This is a genomic window from Pseudomonas sp. LB-090624 (assembly GCF_003205205.1).
GTDB lineage: Bacteria > Pseudomonadota > Gammaproteobacteria > Pseudomonadales > Pseudomonadaceae > Aquipseudomonas.
The window spans coordinates 53,248-73,765 of record NZ_QJRL01000013.1; the positions used below are offsets into that span (position 1 = coordinate 53,248).

Consider the following 20,518-nt stretch of genomic DNA (forward strand, 5'->3'; position numbering starts at 1 on the left):
GCGCCTGTCACAGGCGTTACTGGCCCGAAAAAAACGTAGGAGCGAGCGCAGCTCGCGATGCGCCGCGCGGGCGGCGCGCGATCTCACGGGCACCACAAAAAACCAAGGCGCGCACCTTATTGGTGCATCACCGCCAAATACCGCATCTTAAAGGTGCACTTTCCCAGCCTGCCCCACCGCCAAATGCCCGCAAACGCCTTCTTTTATCCCGCCCTCGCCATTTTCGGGCACTGGCATGCAATTTGCTCCCTTGTGAGGCAGGTAAGCTTGGCCGACTATCCGCGCCCGGCAACACCCTTTTTCCAGGGCAGCGGCCCACCGCGCTCTAGACCATCCGGAGGACAACATGTCGAAGTCGGTTCAACTCATCAAAGATCATGACGTCAAGTGGATTGATCTGCGTTTCACGGACACCAAAGGCATTCAGCACCACGTGACCATGCCGTCGCGTGATGCGCTGGACGAAGACTTCTTCGAAGTCGGCAAAATGTTCGACGGTTCCTCCATCTCTGGCTGGAAAGGCATCGAAGCTTCCGACATGATCCTGATGCCGGTCGACGAGACCGCCGTTCTGGACCCGTTCACCGAAGAACCAACCCTGATCATCACCTGCGACATCGTCGACCCGTCGAGCATGCAGGGCTACGATCGCGACCCACGCGCCATCGCCAAGCGCGCTGAAGAGTACCTGAAGAGCACCGGCATCGGTGACACCGTATTCGCCGGCCCAGAGCCAGAGTTCTTCATCTTCGACGAAGTGAAGTTCCACTCGGATATCTCCGGCTCGATGTTCAAGATCTTCTCCGAGCAAGGCTCGTGGATGACTGGCGCTGACGTGGAAGGCGGCAACAAAGGCCACCGTCCAGGCGTGAAAGGCGGCTACTTCCCAGTTCCACCGTTCGACCACGACCACGAAATCCGTACTGCCATGTGCAACGCTCTGGAAGAAATGGGCCAGACCGTTGAAGTTCACCACCACGAAGTGGCGACTGCCGGCCAGAACGAAATCGGCGTCAAGTTCAACACCCTGGTGAAGAAGGCAGACGAAGTACAGGCCCTGAAATACGTCGTGCACAACGTTGCCGACGCTTACGGCCGTACCGCTACCTTCATGCCGAAGCCACTGTACGGTGACAACGGCTCGGGCATGCACGTACACATGTCGATCTGGAAAGACGGCAAGAACACCTTCTCGGGTGAAGGCTATGCCGGCCTGTCCGACACCGCCCTGTACTTCATCGGCGGTATCATCAAGCACGGTAAGGCCCTGAACGGCTTCACCAACCCGTCGACCAACTCGTACAAGCGTCTGGTACCAGGCTTCGAAGCCCCGGTAATGCTGGCCTACTCGGCCCGCAACCGTTCCGCCTCGATCCGTATTCCATACGTCGGCAGCCCTAAAGCCCGCCGTATCGAAGCACGCTTCCCGGACCCATCGGCCAACCCGTACCTGGCCTTCGCGGCCCTGCTGATGGCTGGCCTGGACGGCATCCAGAACAAGATCCACCCAGGCGACGCGGCCGACAAGAACCTGTACGACCTGCCGCCAGAAGAAGCCAAGAACATCCCGCAAGTGTGCGGCAGCCTGAAAGAAGCTCTGGAAGAGCTGGATAAAGGCCGTGCGTTCCTGACCAAGGGCGGCGTGTTCTCCGATGACTTCATCGACGCCTTCATCGAACTGAAGAGCGAAGAAGAAATCAAGGTCCGTACCTTCGTACACCCGCTGGAATACGAGCTGTACTACAGCTGCTGATCTGACCGGCGCCCCGCGCCGGTAACATGATCGAACGGCCTCCCTCGGGAGGCCGTTTTCGTTTGTGCGCCCCATGCCCATGCACTGCAACCCGCCCGCCGCGCTATGCTCTAACTTGGTGCACAATTTAGCGCCATGCCCTGAATTGCTCCCCAATCTGGTTCAAGTTAAACGTTTCACCAAGGGTTTCTGATCCGAATTTGCGCAGATACAGGCCTTTATGGGCAAATCCCGCTTCTTTTCGGAGCTTTGGTTTGTTTCTTGCATTTTCTTCTGCAGAGTCTCGCATCAGCGGACCCAACCCGTGTCCGGCCCTGGCCAAAGCAGTGCCAGGCAAGCGCCAAAAGAGGTCAACGACGCCCTATGACCATCAGCGATGCACAGCACCGTCTGCTTCTGGACAACCTGACCACCGCCACACTGCTGCTCAATGCCGAGCTGCGCCTGGAGTACATGAACCCGGCCGCAGAAATGCTGCTGGCGGTCAGTGGCCAGCGCAGCCATGGGCAGTTCATCAGCGAACTGTTCACCGAGTCGACCGAAGCGCTCAGCTCGCTGCGCCAGGCGGTAGAGCAGGCGCACCCGTTCACCAAGCGTGAAGCGCAGCTCACTTCGCTGACCGGGCAGACCATCACTGTCGACTACGCGGTAACGCCGATCCTGCATCAGGGCCAGACCCTGCTGCTGCTGGAGGTACACCCGCGTGATCGGCTCCTGCGCATCACCAAGGAAGAGGCCCAGCTGAGCAAGCAGGAAACCACCAAGATGCTGGTGCGCGGCCTGGCCCACGAAATCAAGAACCCCCTCGGTGGCATCCGTGGCGCGGCCCAGCTGCTGGCCCGCGAGCTGCCCGAGGACGGCCTGCGCGACTACACCAACGTGATCATCGAAGAGGCCGACCGCCTGCGTAACCTGGTCGACCGCATGCTCGGTTCGAACAAACTGCCGTCACTGGCCATGACCAACATCCATGAGGTGCTGGAGCGGGTCTGCAGCTTGGTCGAGGCCGAGAGCCAGGGCTGCATCACTTTGGTGCGCGACTACGACCCAAGCCTGCCGGACGTGCTGATCGACCGCGAGCAGATGATCCAGGCGGTATTGAACATCGTGCGCAATGCCATGCAGGCGATCAGTTCTCAAAACGAACTGCGCCTGGGCCGCATCACCTTGCGCAGCCGAGCCTTGCGCCAGTTCACCATCGGCCACGTGCGCCATCGCCTGGTCGCCCGCGTTGAAATCATCGACAACGGCCCGGGCATCCCGCCGGAACTGCAGGACACCCTCTTCTATCCCATGGTCAGCGGCCGCCCGGACGGTACCGGGCTGGGCCTGGCCATTACCCAGAACATCATCAGCCAGCACCAGGGCCTGATCGAGTGTGAAAGCCACGCCGGGCACACTGCCTTCTCGATCTACCTGCCCCTGGAACAAGGAGCCACCGCCTCATGAGCCGAAGTGAAACCGTATGGATCGTCGACGATGATCGCTCCATCCGCTGGGTCCTGGAAAAAGCCCTGCAACAAGAAGGCATGGCCACCCAGAGCTTCGACAGCGCAGACGGTGTAATGGGCCGCCTGGCGCGCCAGCAGCCGGACGTGATCATTTCCGACATTCGCATGCCGGGCGCCAGCGGCCTCGACCTGCTGGCACAGATTCGCGAACAGCACCCGCGCCTGCCGGTGATCATCATGACCGCGCATTCCGACTTGGACAGTGCGGTGGCCTCGTATCAGGGCGGCGCCTTCGAGTATCTGCCCAAGCCGTTCGATGTCGACGAGGCGGTGTCGCTGGTCAAGCGCGCCAACCAGCACGCCCAGGAGCAACAAGGCCTGGATGTACCGCAGAGCCTGGCCCGCACCCCGGAAATCATCGGTGAAGCCCCTGCAATGCAGGAGGTGTTCCGCGCCATCGGTCGCCTCAGCCACTCCAATATCACTGTATTGATCAACGGCGAGTCCGGTACCGGTAAAGAGCTGGTGGCACACGCACTGCACCGCCATAGCCCGCGTGCGGCGTCGCCGTTCATTGCGCTGAACATGGCCGCCATCCCCAAGGACTTGATGGAGTCCGAGTTGTTCGGCCATGAGAAAGGGGCCTTCACCGGGGCTGCCAACCTGCGCCGCGGCCGTTTCGAGCAGGCGGATGGCGGTACGCTGTTCCTCGACGAAATCGGTGACATGCCTGCCGACACCCAGACCCGTCTTCTGCGGGTGCTGGCCGATGGCGAGTTCTACCGCGTGGGCGGCCACGTGCCGGTCAAAGTCGATGTGCGCATCATCGCCGCCACCCACCAGAACCTGGAATCGCTGGTGCAGGCCGGCAAGTTCCGCGAGGACTTGTTCCACCGCCTGAACGTCATCCGCATTCATATCCCGCGCCTGGCCGACCGGCGCGAAGACATCCCCGCCCTGGCCCGTCACTTCCTCGCTCGTGCCGCCCAGGAATTGTCAGTCGAACCGAAGATTCTCAAGCCGGAGACCGAGGAGTTCATCCGCAACCTGCCATGGCCGGGCAACGTGCGGCAGATGGAGAACACCTGCCGCTGGATCACGGTGATGGCTTCCAGCCGCGAAGTACTGATCGGTGACTTGCCGCCCGAACTGCTGAACCTGCCGCAGGACGCTGCGCCCGTGACCAACTGGGAGCAGGCCCTGCGCCAGTGGGCCGACCAGGCGTTGGCGCGCGGCCAGACCAACCTGCTGGACAGCGCAGTGCCGAGCTTTGAGCGGATCATGATCGAGACGGCACTCAAGCACACCGCCGGTCGCCGTCGCGATGCGGCACTGTTGCTGGGTTGGGGGCGCAATACCCTGACGCGCAAGATCAAGGAGCTGGGGATGAATGTGGCCGGAGGGGATGATGAGGAAGGTGATGACCACTGAGCTCTGAATTAGACTTTTAGATTACTGGGGCCGCTTTGCGCCCCAGTCATTTCAGCCTTCTGAATGCACCGTTCCTGTGCCGGCTGCACCTCTCGAAGGCACAAATCCCCTCAAAACCCGGCCAAATCACCCGCAAAACCCAGTATTCATGGGTTTTGCAAAACTGGCACGCCCCCTGCAATACCTAATACATACCCAGTTTCGGGGGCCCTGGTACAGGCAGGCCGGGTGAACCCCTCTTTTATTCGCAGCACCGCCGCTTTTGGGGACCTCGGTACAGGCAGGCCGGGCCATCCCCCCTTTACACGCAATACGCCGTAGCCCTTTTGGGGACCCTGGTACAGGCAGGCCGGGAAATCCCCTCTTTTATTCGTGCAGTTTCACCTGCACACGCCAGCGCCCCGCGTCCTCTGCACCCGACCACTCGCCGTGCAGGGGGCGCGCCGCCACCACCGTCAGCAACAAGCCTTCCTTACTGTTCTGCACCCGCCAGCTCACCGGCTTGCCCTGGAGGCTCAATTGCCCCTGCTGGGCCTTGCCCTGGGCCTGGAACAGCAGCGCCACCGTCCCTTCTACGTTCTCGCCGTGCAGCTTGGGCTCTTCGTTGAACCACAGCTCAAGGCCTTCCTGCACCACCTGCACCTGCTGCAACTCGCGCACGTCTGGCGTGGTCAGGCGGCCAATCATCAGCCCCACCATCACACCGACGATTGCCAGCGAAAGCATCATTCGCGGCATCGCCTTCGAACGCACGTCCGGTTCGGGGGTAGAATGCCCGTCATCTTCACGCTTGGAGCCGTGCATGTTTCACGTCATCCTTTTTCAACCAGAGATTCCGCCGAATACCGGCAATATTATTCGCCTGTGCGCCAACAGCGGCTGCCACCTGCACCTGATCGAACCCATCAGCTTCGAACTGGATGACAAGCGCCTGCGCCGTGCGGGGCTGGATTACCACGAGTATGCCACGCTCAAGCGCCACGAGAGCCTGGCCGCATGCCTGGAAAGCCTGGGCAACCCAAGGCTGTTCGCCTTTACCACCAAGGGCTCGCACCCGTTCCATGAGGTGGCCTACCAGCCGGGCGATGCGTTTCTGTTCGGGCCGGAGAGCCGCGGTTTGCCGGTCGAGGTGCTGGACAGCCTGCCCGCCGAGCAACGCCTGCGCCTGCCGATGCGGCCCGGGTGCCGCAGCCTGAATCTGTCCAATACCGTAGCGGTGACGGTATACGAGGCGTGGCGGCAGAACGGGTTTGCCGGGAGTTGATGCACTGGCCGGAACAGGCAATAAAAAAGCGCCCCGAGAGGCGCTTTTCTGATACCGGTGCGATTACTGAACGGTCGGCGCTTCGCCGGCTTCCTGCATGCGCTGCATTTCTTGCGCGTACAGGGCGTCGAAGTTGACCGGGGACAGCATCAGCGCCGGGAACGAACCGCGGGTCACCAGGCTGTCCAGGGTCTCACGGGCGTACGGGAACAGGATGTTCGGGCAGAACGCACCCAGGGTGTGGCTCATCGAAGCCGCATCGAGGTTGGCGATCAGGAAGATACCAGCCTGCTGCACTTCAGCGATGAATGCCACTTCGTCGCCGTTCTTGACGGTAACCGACAGGGTCAGCACCACCTCGTGGAAGTTACCTTCCAGGGCCTTTTGCTTGGTGTTCAGGTCCAGGGCAACGCTCGGCTCCCACGTCTGACGGAAGATCTGCGGGCTTTTCGGGGCTTCGAACGACAGGTCGCGCACGTAGATGCGCTGCAGGGAGAACTGAGGGCTGTTGTCTTCTGCAGCAGCGCCGTTGGTCTGTTGGTCAGTCATGGCAGATCCTTATCCTAATGTTTTTGAATGCAGTGCAAATCAGGCCGCCAGCAGCGCGTCGAGCTTGCCGGCACGCTCCAGGGCATAGAGGTCATCGCATCCACCGACATGGGTGCTGCCGATCCAGATCTGCGGCACCGATGTACGGCCGGCCTTCTGGCTCATCTCGGCGCGAACCTGCGGTTTGCCGTCGACCTTGATTTCCTCAAAGGCCACGCCCTTGCTCTCGAGCAGGTACTTGGCGCGCATGCAGTAGGGGCAGTAGTCGCTGGAATAGACGATGACGGGCTTCATATCACTTCACCAGGGGCAGGTTATCGGCTTTCCAGCTGGAAACGCCACCGCTCAGTTTGGCGGCGTTGTAACCAGCCTTGAGCAGCTCGCGGCAAATGGTGCCGGACTGCTGGCCCATGGCGTCGACGACGATCAGGGTCTTCTCTTTGTGCTTGTCCAGCTCGGTCATGCGGTTGGCCAGCTTGTCCTGCGGGATGTTCACCGCACCGACGATGTGGCCGGCGGAGTACTCCTTGGCCGGGCGGATGTCGATCACCAGCGCCTTCTCGGCATTGACCAAGGCAGTCAGCTGGCCATTGCTCAGGCTCTGGCCGCCACGGCGGATTTCATTGATGAGCAGCAAGACCAACAGAATGAAGAAGATCGCAACCAGGATGTAGTGATCTGTCGCGAATTGAATCAGGTGAGCAACCATCAGCGGTGTTCCAGGCGATTGAAAATGCCGGCCAGTATACACAGCCCCTTGGTGCCACCAAAGCCCGGCTGGCCGGCCACAAAGCCAGCTTCATGTTGATGCCGCAGGCACGCCGGTCGGGGGAATGGGACGATTATTCGCCGCAGGTGGCGTATTTGCCCTAAAATGCGTGTCTTTATCATCTTTGAACAACCGTGAGTTTGATTGATGACGAGCACGCCCAAACCCCTGGTCCTGGTTATCCTGGATGGCTTCGGCCACAGCGAAATCCCCGAACACAACGCCATCTTTGCCGCCAAGACACCGGTCTACGATCGCCTGCGCGCTACCCAGCCGCACGGCCTCATTTCCGGTTCAGGCATGGATGTCGGCCTGCCGGACGGGCAGATGGGCAACTCTGAAGTCGGTCACATGAACCTCGGTGCAGGCCGCGTCGTCTACCAGGACTTCACCCGGGTGACCAAGGCCATCCGCGACGGCGAGTTCTTCCAGAACCCGGTGCTGACCGGCGCTGTGGACAAGGCCGTAGGTGCAGGCAAGGCTGTGCACATCCTTGGCCTGCTGTCCGACGGCGGCGTACACAGCCACCAGGATCACCTGGTGGCCATGGCCGAACTGGCCGCCCAGCGCGGTGCCGAGAAAATCTACCTGCATGCCTTCCTCGATGGCCGCGATACCCCGCCACGCAGCGCGCAGTCGTCCATCGAACTGCTCGACGACACCTTCGCCAGGCTGGGCAAGGGCCGCATCGCCAGCTTGATCGGCCGCTACTACGCCATGGACCGCGACAACCGCTGGGACCGCGTCAGCGCCGCCTATAACCTGATTGTCGACAGTGCTGCCGAATACACCGCCGACACCGCCCTGGCCGGCCTGGAAGCAGCCTACGCCCGTGACGAGAGCGACGAATTCGTCAAAGCCACACGCATTGGCGAAGCGGCCAAGGTGGAGGACGGCGACGCCGTGGTGTTCATGAACTTCCGCGCCGACCGCGCCCGCGAGCTTTCGCGTGCATTCGTCGAGCCGGACTTCAGCGAGTTCAGCCGCGCGCGCCTGCCCAAGATGGCGGCCTACATCGGCCTGACCCAGTACTCGGCTAAAATTGCAGCGCCGGCAGCCTTTGCCCCGTCCAGCCTGAACAACGTGCTGGGCGAGTATCTGGCAAAGCACGGCAAGACCCAGCTGCGCATCGCCGAAACCGAGAAGTACGCCCACGTTACTTTCTTCTTCTCTGGCGGCCGCGAAGAACCCTTCGAAGGCGAAGAGCGCATCCTGATCCCGTCGCCAAAGGTCGCCACCTACGACCTGCAGCCGGAAATGAACGCCCCGCAAGTGACCGACCGCATCGTTGAAGCCATCGAGCAACAGCGTTTCGACGTGATTGTGGTCAATTATGCCAACGGCGACATGGTCGGCCACACTGGCGTGTTCGAAGCTGCAGTGAAAGCCGTGGAAGCCCTGGACACCTGCGTCGGCCGCATTGTCGAGGCGCTGGGCAAGGTCGGCGGCGAAGCGCTGATCACCGCTGACCACGGCAACGTCGAGCAGATGGAAGACGAGTGCACCGGCCAGGCGCACACCGCGCATACCACCGAGCCGGTACCGTTCATCTATGTGGGCAAGCGCAATCTCAAAGTGCGTGATGGCGGCGTACTTGCTGACGTGGCGCCGACCATGCTGAAGCTGCTGGGGCTGGAAAAGCCGGTTGAAATGACCGGCACCTCGATTCTGGTCGACGCCTGAATGTCGAAAGGGGCTGCGTTGCAGCCCCAATTGCACATGAATTCCAGACAAACGCCCCCCTGCATCCGCAGCGAGGCGTTTTTTTTGCCTGCCCAGGCGGGCATACTAGGCTAGTCTCCATCCTTGGTACGCCAAACCCCATGCTTCGCGCCCTGATCCTCCTAGCCCTGTCTTGCCTGCTCAGCCCGGCCTTCGCCGATGAGCGTGCGCAGACCCAGCAGCAACTGGACGCCACCCGCCAGGACATTGCCGAGCTCAAGAAGACGCTGGGCAAGCTCCAGGAAGAAAAGGCCGGTGTGCAAAAGGACCTCAAAGCCACCGAGACCGACATCGGCAACCTCGAAAAGCAGGTAGAGGGGCTGCAGCAAGAACTAAAAAAGACCGAGGGCGAGCTGGAGCGCCTTGATACCGAGAAAAAAAAACTCCAGAGCGCCCGCGTTGAACAACAGCGACTGATCGCCATCCAGGCCCGTTCGGCCTACCAGAACAACGGCCGCGAGGAATACCTCAAGCTGCTGCTCAACCAGCAGAACCCTGAAAAATTCGCCCGCACCCTCACCTACTACGACTACCTGAGCAAGGCGCGCCTGGAACAACTGCGCACCTTTAACGAGACCTTGCGCCAACTGGCCAACGTCGAGCAGGAGATTTCCAGCCAGCAAGAACAGCTGCTCGCCCAACGCGCCGACCTCGACAGCCGCCGCCAGGAGCTGGAAACCGAACGCGGCAAGCGCCAGCAGGTCCTGGCCAAGCTCAACAGCGATGTGAAGGACCGCGACCAGAAGCTGCAGGCCCGCGAGCAGGACCAGGCCGACCTGGCCAAAGTGCTCAAGACCATCGAGGAAACCCTGGCGCGCCAGGCACGCGAAGCTGAAGAAGCACGCAAGAAGGCCTTGCTGGCCCGGCAAGAGGCAGAAAAACGCCGTCAGCAGGAAGCCCTGGCCGCTGCCGCTGCCCGCGAGCAGGCCCGTGAGCCCGCCGAGCCTGTGGAACCGCCGAAAAAGGCCCGCACTACCCTCGGGCCGATGGTTTCCAGCGACGGCGCCAACTACGGCGGCGCTTTTTCTGCTGCACGGGGCAAACTTCCATGGCCGGTCAATGGTCGATTGTTGGCACGCTTCGGCGATGCGCGCGGCAGCGATGCCCGGGCCAAGTGGGACGGGGTGATGATCAGCGCCAACCCTGGTACGCAGGTTCGAGCAGTACACGGCGGGCGCGTGGTGTTCGCCGACTGGTTGCGCGGTGCCGGGCTTCTCGTCATTCTCGACCATGGCAACGGTTACCTGAGCCTGTACGGCCACAACCAGAGCCTGCTCAAGAGCGCCGGTGATATCGTCAAGGCCGGTGATGCCATTTCCACCGTTGGCGACAGCGGTGGCCAGGACGCGGCAGGCTTGTACTTCGCCATTCGCCAGCAGGGCCGGCCGACCGACCCTTCCCAGTGGTGCCGAGGCTAATCAAATTTCTACGGCGTAGCCTGAATGCTGCGCCGCTGCTCCCCAGGGAGCTATTACAGGATCAGGAGTTCGTTCGACATGCTGCACTCGCCTCGCCTCACCCAGCTGGCCCTGTCCATCGCCCTGGCGGTCGGCGCGCCCCTGGCCACAGCCGCAGAGCCGGCCAAGCCAGCCGCAGTACCCGCCACCGAGGTGACCGCCAAGGCGCCGCTGCCGCTGGAAGAACTGCGCACCTTCGCCGAGGTCATGGACCGCATCAAGGCCGCTTACGTCGAGCCGGTGGACGACAAGACCCTGCTGGAAAACGCCATCAAGGGCATGCTCAGCAACCTCGACCCGCACTCCGCCTACCTCGGCCCTGAGGACTTCCAGGAGCTGCAGGAAAGCACCAGCGGCGAATTTGGTGGCCTGGGCATCGAAGTGGGCCAGGAAGACGGCTTCATCAAGGTGGTGTCGCCAATCGACGACACCCCGGCTTCGCGTGCCGGCGTGCAGGCCGGCGACCTGATCGTCAAGATCAACGGCGCGCCGACCCGTGGCCAGACCATGACCGAAGCGGTCGACAAGATGCGTGGCAAAGTCGGGGAGAAAATCACCCTGACCCTGGTGCGCGATGGCGGCAACCCGTTTGACGTGACCCTGGCCCGTGCGGTCATTCAGGTCAAGAGCGTGAAGAGCCAGCTGCTGGAAAACGACTACGGCTATATCCGTATCACTCAATTCCAGGTCAAGACCGGTGACGAGGTGGGCAAGGCCCTGGCCAAGCTGCGCAAGGACAACGGCAAGAAGCTGCGCGGCGTGGTGCTGGACCTGCGTAACAACCCCGGTGGCGTGCTGCAGTCGGCTGTGGAAGTGGCCGACCATTTCCTGACCAAGGGCCTGATCGTCTACACCAAGGGCCGTATCGCCAACTCCGAACTGCGCTTCTCGGCCGACCCGGCCGACGCCAGCGAAGGCGTGCCACTGGTCGTGCTGATCAACGGCGGCAGCGCATCGGCCTCGGAAATCGTCGCCGGCGCCCTGCAGGACCAGAAACGTGCCGTGCTGATGGGCACCGACAGCTTCGGCAAGGGCTCGGTGCAGACCGTACTGCCACTGGCCAACGACCGAGCGCTGAAGCTGACCACCGCGCTGTACTTCACCCCCAACGGCCGCTCGATCCAGGCCCAGGGCATTGTCCCCGACATCGAAGTGCGCCCGGCCAAACTGACCGCCGAAGTCGATACCGACAACTTCAAGGAAGCCGACCTGCAAGGCCACCTGGGCAACGGCAACGGCGGTGCAGACCGCCCGACCGGTAGCAGCAAGCGCAAGGAGCGCCCGCAGGATGACGACTTCCAGCTGAGCCAGGCACTGAGCTTGCTCAAGGGCCTGAACATCACCAAGGGCGACTGATCCCCCCAATGCGTTATCTGTTGTGTCTGCTGTTCTGCCTGATGGCCGGGGTCGCGCAAGCGGGAACGGCCGCCAAGGTCTACATGAGCATCATCATCGACGACCTGGGCCAAAGCCCGGAGCGCGACAGCCGGACCCTGGCCTTGCCCGGGCCGGTGACCATGGCAATCATGCCCGACACCCCGCATGCCAGCGACTTCGCCCGCCAGGCGCACAAGGCCGGCAGGACGGTGATCCTGCACATGCCCATGGACCCGGCCACAGGGCCTTATGCCTGGCACCCAGGCATTGCCATCGAAGAGCTGGCCAGGCGCCTCGACGCCGCCCTGCTCAAGGTGCCCTACGCCGCCGGCATCAACAACCACATGGGCAGCCGCATGACTGCCCAACGTGAGCCGATGACCTGGTTGATGGGTGAGTTGCAGCGCCGCCACCTGTTCTTTGTCGACAGCCGCACCAGTGCGGCTACGGTCGCGGCAGCCGAAGCGCAAGCACAGGATGTCGCGCATGTGTCGCGGGATGTATTTCTGGATGACGTGCGCACGCCGGAAGCCATCGACGCTCAGCTGCAACAGGGTATCGAGCTGGCCCGAAAGCAAGGCTCGGCCGTGTTGATCGGCCACCCCTACCCGCAAACGCTAGCGGTGCTGGAAAGGCAAATTCCACGGCTCAAGCAGTTGGGTGTCGAACTGATCACGCTGCAACAGATGATCGCCACACGTGGCAACCAGGCCATGCCTGCTCACGGCAAGCATGGCCGTTACAGCAATCGCTAGCGTTTGCCGGTCGCGGCCTGCCGCGAGGCGGACAATGCGACTGTTCAGAGGTTGAACGGGATTACATCCTTGGACTGTGCGTAGGTCAGGTTACCCCGGTAAATACTCAGGACCTGCCCCTCGCTGGCCGCTTTCATTTGCTCGCGATAGCCCATCTTGCGCTGGCTCCACAGTTTCAGATGGCCTTTGCCAAACGCCGTCGGCGCCGCCTGCGAGTCGGCAAAATGGAAATGTGCGGCCCACAAGGGTTTACCTCGACCCTCACCGGGTGCACGCAACAGGCTGATCCGGTACTCGTCCAGATAGCCATCGGAAACCACCTGCCGAGGTCCGACATATTCCACGGCGAGCAAACCCTGCTGATGGAGAAAGTTCAGCCCTCTGGAACCTGGATAGCGCGTCTTGCTGTAAAGCGCTACCAAACAGTCGCGGCGGGCCTGACGCAACTGAATCAGCGCATCGTCCATGCCCGCCAGCAGCGCGTGCTCTGCGTTGGCATCGCTGAGCTGTTCACGAAGCTCGGCCACTTCGTTGATCTGGCCGTCCAGCATCGCCATCAGGCCCATGTCGTCAGCATCCTTGGCAACCAGGGCTCTGGCTTGAGCGATGACATTTTCGTTCTGTGCCAACATGGCCTCGGCCAGCTCCCGGTTGTTCCTTTCGGACTCCGGCGTAGAAGTCCGCGACTGCTGTTCCGGTTCGCCCGCGGCTACCTCTTCAACCCAGGTGTTTCCCTGCTTCCGGAAGCGATGCAGCGCGCTCTTGTTGAAAGCCGCTACAACTTGCAGCACAGCCTGCCCGTCGACCACCGATTCGCTGCCAATGACTATCTGACCAGCCCGCGTATGGGCCACCTGCAGGCTTTTTCGTGAATAGACCGCACGACGTGTGTCACGGACCTGCCCGTCTGCCTGCTCGCGCATGGCCTCGACCAACGCCTCACCGGCTATGGTTTTCAGTTCCACCATCTGTTGCTTGTAGGCCTCAAGGCGCTGGACATCGATGAGCTTGCTGCCGAGTGTCTTGATCCGTTCGGCGTTGAGAATCGCCGCGAGGTATTCGTCCCACGCACTTTGCAGCACCTCGATTCGTTCGGCGACAGGCAGGTCACAGAACATCAGCAGATGATGGGTTTGTGCAGCCACCCGCAAACGCTGGCTGGCGAGCGCATGGCGGAAGATCATGTAGTGCTGGGTAGGCGTGCCTTTGTGCCACTGCAGGGCCAGCTCGACCAGGCCCATGGCCTGGAAAAACCGGATGTTGATCGTGGTCGTCTTGCGGCTCTCGATAATGCTCGAAACGGTCAGCGTGGTATTGACGTAAGGCACTTGCATGTCGATGTCGGTGATGGCCAACAGGCGATCCAGCTGGCTGGAGACATTGATGATCCTGGGCTGCTCTTCAAGCAACTTCTCCAACATCGTCCGGAACCTGGCATACAACTCGGCCTGTTTCTCTGGCGGTGCGTCATTGAGCGCATTGGTGAGTTGGTCGTATTCCCTGAACCCACCCAAGGCCAGGAGCTCATCAATGAAGAACATGCCAAAGCTGATCAGGTTCTTGCGAACTTGGCCCAAGAGTATCCGTTGATCTCTCACGCTGCCGACGTGCGTCGAGGCGCTCGACTTGTCAAGCACGTAGGTAATGTTGCGTTCGGCCTCTAGATAATCAAGGAACAATTTCTCGTTCAAGGGCAGGCGCTGGTTGCGCAGCGTATTCGTCTGCTCTTGCAACTGCTGGAACTTAAGCTTGAACAACTCGGTAGCCTGCTCGAATTGCGCACGTTCGCCTGGGTCGGTGGGTGGCGCCTTTTGCAACCTATCCTCGACCTTTCTTACCGGATCACGCAAACCGACAATCTGCTCGCTCAACGCGTTGAAATCCTTCGTGGCATCCTCCGCGGCCAAGATAAGCCGCTCTATCTCGGCCTGAGCCTTGGCGATCGGCCCGTCAAGCTTCTTGCGCAGTCGCTCGCGGGCCAACTCGCCGGAGCGATCATTGCCACCGTGCAAGTGCGAATTATTGAGGTGCCAGACATCGCCGTCGCGCATCAGGTATGGCCCAACCGTGCCGTCCGGACCGATGATGCGAAACGCTGCGTTATCAAGGCTGACTCGGTAGACATTACCATCCAGAGATACATAGAAATCTTCCCCAATCCGCACCAGCCCCGCAGCCACGCCCTGCGTCTGCGGTTCACGCCCCTCCAGCGAAACGCTGGCCGCCAACGCCCGCATTTGGTCGCGCTGGGCACTCGACAGGCCGTTGAGTCCCCCAGCCCCACGCCAGGAAAAGTCCAGGTGGGTGTTGGCCATCGCCTGCAGCCTGTCGACCGAGGCGCTGGGCTCCCGGGTTGCTGCGGAAAGGTTCGCCAGCTCGACCCCAGTGCCTGCAGGTGGCCCCTGGAGCAGCGCTGGCGGCAGGTCGCCAGAAACGGGCGGCACTGCGAGTTTCGGGGTCTGCAGGTGTGTCAGCACCAGCAAGGTGTTGTTCAGCACATCGACCATCGCCTGGATGCGCTCGTCGAGATGCGAGCTGGCCAGTCCTTGCACATCGTTGATCAAGCTGCACATGCCGATGTAGAGCCAGGCAACGGAGGTGAGCGGCCCTGGTAACACCGGAAACACAACATTCAGCAGTTCCCAGGAAAATGCCGTGACCAGCCGCCAGCGCACCTCGCTGTTGCTCATGGCGCTGCGATCAGCCAGCTCCAGCAACATCCGGCCCTTGGCTTCGAACATCTGCCGATCCACGTCCTGCGCCCAGAATTGCAGCGCCAACTGAACAGGCTGCGGTTTCTCCGGGAGGGTGTAAGGGTCGAGCAGCCATTGGGGCAGGTGCGGCTCCCGGAAGCCGCCATTGTCGTAGACCGCGCGCTGAGCTTGCTCGATCCACAGCAACACGCTGTCCTGCAGCGCCCCCGGGCGGCTGATCGCCTCCAACAGTGCCTGAGCGCTGCCGAACTGAATCAGCGCCTTTTCGGTGTACAGCGGGCAGTACAACAGATGAACACCCAACTCGATGATTTCGATCACGTAGAAACCATGCGCCACGTCGACCCTCTCTGATGTCGGCGAGCGTTTGAACGAAAGCGGTGCAATCCGCACAGCGGCTGCCCCTTCTTGGCCGCTACGGCAGAACTCTGCCAGGGCGCCGTAGGCGAACTTGTCGAGCCGCTTGACCGCACGCGCCCGCGCGGCATCGAACATCAGGGTGATACGCCAGCGTATGGCGAATGCCGAAATGTGTTCGGCGCGGCTCGCCGAGCGATCGAGCATCGACTGAACATGCCGTGGATAACTGCCGCCGATATCGACTCGCTGCACCAGCTCACGGACGTAATCAATGGTCATCCACTTCATGATCAGCTGGTTTTCCCGGTGCGCGATGTGTGTCACCACCCCTCCTGCGGTGGCATCCAGGCGGCCGATCGCCAACTGCGTCAGGGTCAACGTCTTTTCACCGGTCTTCTGGCCGAAGCCCAGCCCGTGACCGTCACTGACAAAGGTCTCGACCGTGAGGATAAGGTCATCAGGAAAATAATTGGCGTCTACCGGGTGGTCATGCAGCATCGCTTCGCGCAGGCGCGTCGCCGCATAGGTGTGCAAGTCCGGCAGACCGTCCTGAATGCCCTGGGCTGGGCTGCGCTGTTGCAGTAGCGACAAGTCGAGCATGGCTTGGAGGTAGGCGGTCTGGCTATCCGTATCGGCTCGCGACAGGCCCTTGGGAAGCGCCAGGCCCAGCCCGCCGGTGCCATGGTCACTGAACTCGGCGAAGAATGATGCGGGGTCGCAGGCCAAATGGCAGTAGTGCTCCAGTTGGTCGACGCTGTCGATCGCACTCCAGCGCAGGCGGGCCACGCGCTCGAGCAAGATTTCCAGTAACGAGGCGCTGTACAGGGCGAAAGCGTCGCCCTCCACAGTCAGGCCCTGCCAGCTCAACTCATCAAACCGGTAACGTCCAGCCATCTGTATCTGCAACGCCGCGCCGAATGCAGCCTGGGCGTCGAAACTGCGGACCAGGCCTTCGGGAGAACACCAGAGTGTCAGTTCGCGAACTTCACTGGAGGCGGTAATCAGCAAACCGGGCAACAGCTCATGGAAAGTGTCTTCGCCCTCACGTAACGCTACCCGCACCAGTTGCACATCGAGCCCGGTACGGTTACCCATCATCAGGTCACGCAGCAGCTTGCGTTGTTCGTCGTCCAGCGCTTCGTCTTTCAGGCCATCGAGCAGGTTGGCGCGCAACAACTGTTGCAACCACAGGTCCCGGTCGATAGTGCCGTCGCCGTTCCAATAGTCGATCTGCGCTTGCTGGAAGTGCCAAAGCAGCATTGGCAGCAATGCATTGAGGCCATCGGCCAGGCGCGCGGGCTCGATCAAATCGCCCTCAGCAGTTTCGAAGCTCGACTCGATGGCAAAAAAGCGCCGGGGCGGGTTCAGGCTAAGGCGGTAGTCACCCGCTGGGGTGAGGTCCAGTGGTTTAGCCTCAAGCAGGGCCTGCAGCACAACATCCACCAACGGCTGAGGGTGCCAGACACCATCCGGCTGCATGGACATCAGGTACAGCGGTGCAGCCGAGGTCATTTCAGGGCGATGCACGCCAACCAGAGGATAGTGCTCCAGGATCACCTTCATGATCTGTTCACCTGCGACCTGCCGGAATGTAGGGCGGCTGGCGAACTGGGCGGCGACTGCGTGTTTGAGGTTGTGCGCGTGAGTGGCGGACATGACCAGGACTCGTTGTGGAATGAACCACAAAGCGTCCTGGAGATGTTATCTAATGAGGTGCTACATATTGCTGCTGGCAAGCCGCGACACCTGGCAGTGCGGCGGCCTGCCGGGAAGTCAGCTATAGACGCGGCCAAGCACCTGGCGATGGCTCTCGAACTGATCGAGCACATCACGCACGATCTGGTCTGGGGCAAAGCCCATCAGGTCGTACTCCTGACTGCCGTCATGCAGGTAGACCTCAGCGCGGTAGAAGCGCTGGCGCAGTTCAGGCTCACCCTCGACCGGCGCCTCGCTCGGCGCGGCCATATAGCCGTCAAGGCTCACTTCGTAGACGAACGGGTTGCCTTCTTCCATCATCACCCGCAAGCCCATCAGGTTGCGCGACTGGCCAACGCGGGTTTCCACCTCGAAGCCCTGCGTCTGCAGCTGTGCAGCGGCTTCTTTCAACGCCGGGCTGACCTGCTTGTCCATGAAGCGCTGCACCACGGCCTGGGTCGGCTGCAGTTCCAGCTGAGTCAGGCGCTCGCTAAAGCCGCGACGGCCACGGGCGGCCAGTTCGGCGCGTTCCTGCTCGATCACCACGTCCTGCTTCATGGCCTTGTACAGGCCGAACATGAACAGCACCAGCACCACCGAGAACGGCAGGCCCGCCAGCACGACCATGGTCTGCATGGCTTCGAAGTTACCGGCAAACAGCAGGCCGATGGTGACCAGGGTAATGACCACGGACCAGAACACCACCATCCAGTGCGGGGCGTCTTCGTCGACCTTGCCGCCTTTGCACGAAAGGTTGGCCATCATCACCGCGCCGGAGTCGGCCGGGGTGAGGAACAGCACGAAACCGACGAACACCGCCACGCCGATCACGATCTTGGCCGCCGGGAAGTATTCCAGCAGTTGGTAGATCGACATCGATGGCTGTTCCAGCGCAGTCTTGCCCAGCTCCACGGCGCCCTGGTTGATCACCAGGTCCAGCGCGGTGTTGCCGAAGATCGACAGCCAGGCCAAGGTGAAGCCCAACGGGATCAGCAGCACACCCATCACCAACTGGCGAACGGTGCGGCCCTTGGAAATTCGGGCAATGAACATGCCGACGAACGGGCCCCAGGAAATCCACCAAGCCCAGTAGAACACGGTCCACAGGCCCAGCCAGCGCTCGGACTTGCCGGCTTCGCCTTCATACACATAGAGGTCGAAGGTTTTCAGCACGATGCCGTTGAGGTAGTCGCCGACGTTCTGCACGAAGCCGTTGAGCAGGTGCAGGGTTTCGCCGCCCAGCAGCACGAAGATCAACAGGCCGCTGAACAACATGATGTTCAGGTTGGACAGGCGGCGGATGCCGTTTTCCACGCCCGATACCGCTGCCACGGTGGCCACGCCGGCCATGACCAGGATCACCATCAGCAGGTTGGTCTTGCTGTGGTCCATGCCGAACAGGTATTCCAGGCCAGACGATACCTGCATCGCGCCAATGCCCAGGTTGGTCACCAGGCCCAGCAGGGTGACGAACATGCCGAAAATGTCGACGGCGTTGCCGGCAGCGCCCTTGACCCAACGCTCGCCCACCAGCGGGTACAGCGCCGAACGCAGTGCCAGCGGCTGGTTGTGGCGGTAAGCGAAGTAACCCACGGCCAGGCCGACCAGGGCATAGATCGCCCAGCCGTGCAGCCCCCAGTGCAGGAAGGTCAGTTGCAGGCCCTGGCGCGCGGCCTCGAGGCTGGCAGGAGTGCCCTCCGGTGGGTTGAAGTAGTGGTCCAGGGGCTCGGAGGCGCCGAAGTACAGCAGCGAAATACCGATACCGGACGAGAACAGCATGCCGGCCCAGGCACCGTAGCTGAAGTCAGGCTGGTCGTCCTTGCCACCCAGCTTGAGGCTGCCGTAGTCGGAGAAAGCCAGGTAGACGACGAACAGCAGGTATCCGCAGATGACCAGCATGTAGTACCAGCCAAAGGTGCGCGTCAGCCACTTCTGGGCCACGCCCAGCACCTGGCCGGCGGTTTCGGGTACAGCGATCAGCAAGGCAGTCAGAACAAGGATCATCAGCGCGGAGGTGAAGAACACCACGCGATTGACCCGTACCCTCTCGGCGGGGGGCTTGGTAAGTGAGGCAGAACTCATTGCACGAATGCTCCGGGCAGTACGGCTGTGGAGGCTAATCAGTCTTTCCCGAGCAATTGGTGGAATATCCCCACTGCATCAGGTGTTATAAAAGAACCCTGGAAACCGTGATCCCGAATCGATACGTTGCCAAAAACAGACAGGTGGCCTGCTGAAAATGCCACGCCTCAACGGAGGTGCGCGCATTCGTCACAGATCAGCCCGCCCGCTCCAAGGGCCTGTCGCAGGGCCAATGGCCGTACGGCAGAATCTGCATTTCGCATCGCTCATGCCCGTCAACACCTTGTATTCCGGGGGTTACGCGATTTCCTGGGGTGTCAATCCGTGCCGTCTCGACCGCCTGAAAAACTGTCAATGGCACAAATTGTCGCAGAGCTTATTCTTTATTGATTGAACGTTCAATCAAAACAAAATAGACTGGCCTTCGCCGAGTCAGCCGCCTGTCGTCTGCTCGCAGGCCTGAGGAGATAGCAAGATGCCCAAGGTCGGTATGCAACCCATCCGGCGCCAGCAGTTGATCGAAGCCACATTGCAGGCGGTCGATCAGGTCGGACTGGGGGACGCCAGCATTGCGCTGATTGCCCGTTTGGCCGGTGTGTCGAACGGCATCATCAGTCACTACTTTCGGGACAAGAACGGCCTGATCGCAGCGACGATGGGTTACATCATGAGCATGCTCAACGAAGGCGTCAGAGCACGTCGTCAGGCCCTGAAAGACGACAGCCCGCGCGCCCACCTGAAAGTGATCATCGAGGGCAACTTCGATGCCAGCCAGGTAAACGGCCCGGCAATGAAAACCTGGTTGGCCTTCTGGGCTTCCAGCATGCACCAGCCCGATTTGCACAGGTTGCAGCGGATCAACGACCACCGCTTGTATTCCAACCTGTGCTGCCAGTTCCGCCGCGCCCTGCCGCTTTACCATGCGCGCAAGGCAGCCCGCGGCCTGGCAGCCCTGATCGACGGTTTGTGGCTGCGTGGCGCCCTGTCGGGTGATGCATTCGACACCGACCAGGCGATACGGATTGCTTACGAATACATGGAACTACAACTGGCCAAGCAGCACACCCTGGGCACAAACGACCAGGCTGCTGACCATGCGCGCACGGCACTTGCCAACCCGGCAGGAGCGTGACGCGCAG

General features: G+C 61.5%; 15 protein-coding genes and 1 pseudogene. 9 read left to right on the plus strand and 7 right to left on the minus strand.

Annotation, left to right across the window (positions count from 1 at the left end; genetic code table 11):
* Positions 1-346: 346 nt before the first annotated feature.
* From glnA to ntrC, 3 genes are all read left to right on the plus strand, one after another.
* A complete protein-coding gene (gene glnA, locus DMX11_RS14375; protein ID WP_110745123.1) occupies positions 347-1,753 on the plus strand; it encodes a type I glutamate--ammonia ligase in 1,407 nt (468 codons plus the stop codon).
* A 363-nt stretch (positions 1,754-2,116) separates the two neighbouring features.
* Positions 2,117-3,202 (plus strand): nitrogen regulation protein NR(II), encoded by a 1,086-nt coding sequence (gene glnL, locus DMX11_RS14380; RefSeq protein ID WP_110745124.1) that lies wholly within the window; start codon positions 2,117-2,119, stop codon positions 3,200-3,202.
* Positions 3,199-4,635, plus strand: a complete 1,437-nt coding sequence (gene ntrC, locus DMX11_RS14385) for a nitrogen regulation protein NR(I) (RefSeq protein ID WP_110745125.1) — start codon at positions 3,199-3,201, stop codon at positions 4,633-4,635. The genes glnL and ntrC overlap by 4 nt, the downstream gene beginning before the upstream one ends.
* A gap of 366 nt (positions 4,636-5,001) precedes the next feature.
* Here the strand turns inward: ntrC and DMX11_RS14390 are convergent, their stop codons facing one another.
* Entirely contained in the window at positions 5,002-5,439 is a 438-nt protein-coding gene (locus tag DMX11_RS14390) for a hypothetical protein (protein ID WP_110745126.1), read from the minus strand.
* Here DMX11_RS14390 and trmL point away from each other — a divergent pair.
* Positions 5,438-5,899, plus strand: a complete 462-nt coding sequence (gene trmL / locus DMX11_RS14395; protein ID WP_110745127.1) for a tRNA (uridine(34)/cytosine(34)/5-carboxymethylaminomethyluridine(34)-2'-O)-methyltransferase TrmL — start codon at positions 5,438-5,440, stop codon at positions 5,897-5,899. The genes DMX11_RS14390 and trmL overlap by 2 nt on opposite strands.
* Before the next feature lie 63 nt (positions 5,900-5,962).
* Here the strand turns inward: trmL and secB are convergent, their stop codons facing one another.
* Genes secB through DMX11_RS14410 form a run of 3 tightly spaced genes read right to left on the minus strand, consistent with a single transcriptional unit; the run spans position 5,963 to position 7,157 of the window.
* Positions 5,963-6,448, minus strand: a complete 486-nt coding sequence (secB, locus tag DMX11_RS14400) for a protein-export chaperone SecB (RefSeq protein ID WP_110745128.1) — start codon at positions 6,446-6,448, stop codon at positions 5,963-5,965.
* Positions 6,449-6,487: 39 nt separating this feature from the next.
* A complete protein-coding gene (gene grxC / locus DMX11_RS14405) occupies positions 6,488-6,742 on the minus strand; it encodes a glutaredoxin 3 (protein ID WP_003249204.1) in 255 nt (84 codons plus the stop codon).
* 1 nt (position 6,743) lies between these two features.
* Complete coding sequence (locus tag DMX11_RS14410) at positions 6,744-7,157, minus strand: rhodanese-like domain-containing protein (protein WP_110745129.1); 414 nt, start codon at positions 7,155-7,157, stop codon at positions 6,744-6,746.
* A 207-nt stretch (positions 7,158-7,364) separates the two neighbouring features.
* Here DMX11_RS14410 and gpmI point away from each other — a divergent pair, with 207 nt between their 5' ends.
* From gpmI to DMX11_RS14430, 4 genes are all read left to right on the plus strand, one after another.
* The gene (gene gpmI, locus DMX11_RS14415; protein ID WP_110745130.1) at positions 7,365-8,900 is read left to right on the plus strand and encodes a 2,3-bisphosphoglycerate-independent phosphoglycerate mutase; all 1,536 of its coding nucleotides are present in this window, start codon (positions 7,365-7,367) and stop codon (positions 8,898-8,900) included.
* A 140-nt stretch (positions 8,901-9,040) separates the two neighbouring features.
* A complete protein-coding gene (locus tag DMX11_RS14420; RefSeq protein WP_110745131.1) occupies positions 9,041-10,357 on the plus strand; it encodes a murein hydrolase activator EnvC in 1,317 nt (438 codons plus the stop codon).
* A 78-nt stretch (positions 10,358-10,435) separates the two neighbouring features.
* Positions 10,436-11,752, plus strand: a complete 1,317-nt coding sequence (locus DMX11_RS14425; protein WP_110745132.1) for a S41 family peptidase — start codon at positions 10,436-10,438, stop codon at positions 11,750-11,752.
* A gap of 8 nt (positions 11,753-11,760) precedes the next feature.
* On the plus strand, positions 11,761-12,528 hold the full coding sequence (locus tag DMX11_RS14430; RefSeq protein WP_110745133.1) for a divergent polysaccharide deacetylase family protein: 768 nt from the start codon (positions 11,761-11,763) through the stop codon (positions 12,526-12,528).
* Positions 12,529-12,572: 44 nt separating this feature from the next.
* On the opposite strand, the gene DMX11_RS14435 is transcribed toward DMX11_RS14430, so the two are convergent.
* From DMX11_RS14435 to DMX11_RS14440, 3 genes and pseudogenes are all read right to left on the minus strand, one after another.
* Positions 12,573-17,258, minus strand: a complete 4,686-nt coding sequence (locus tag DMX11_RS14435) for a dermonecrotic toxin domain-containing protein (RefSeq protein WP_110745134.1) — start codon at positions 17,256-17,258, stop codon at positions 12,573-12,575.
* A 117-nt stretch (positions 17,259-17,375) separates the two neighbouring features.
* Positions 17,376-17,840: a hypothetical protein gene (locus DMX11_RS26050; protein ID WP_172830944.1), complete on the minus strand. Its 465-nt coding sequence runs from the start codon at positions 17,838-17,840 to the stop codon at positions 17,376-17,378.
* A pseudogene (locus DMX11_RS14440) lies at positions 17,788-19,322 on the minus strand (BCCT family transporter). The gene DMX11_RS26050 and the pseudogene DMX11_RS14440 overlap by 53 nt, the downstream one beginning before the upstream one ends.
* Positions 19,323-19,854: 532 nt before the next feature.
* Here DMX11_RS14440 and betI point away from each other — a divergent pair.
* On the plus strand, positions 19,855-20,511 hold the full coding sequence (gene betI, locus DMX11_RS14445) for a transcriptional regulator BetI (protein WP_110745136.1): 657 nt from the start codon (positions 19,855-19,857) through the stop codon (positions 20,509-20,511).
* The last annotated feature ends 7 nt before the right edge of the window (positions 20,512-20,518 follow it).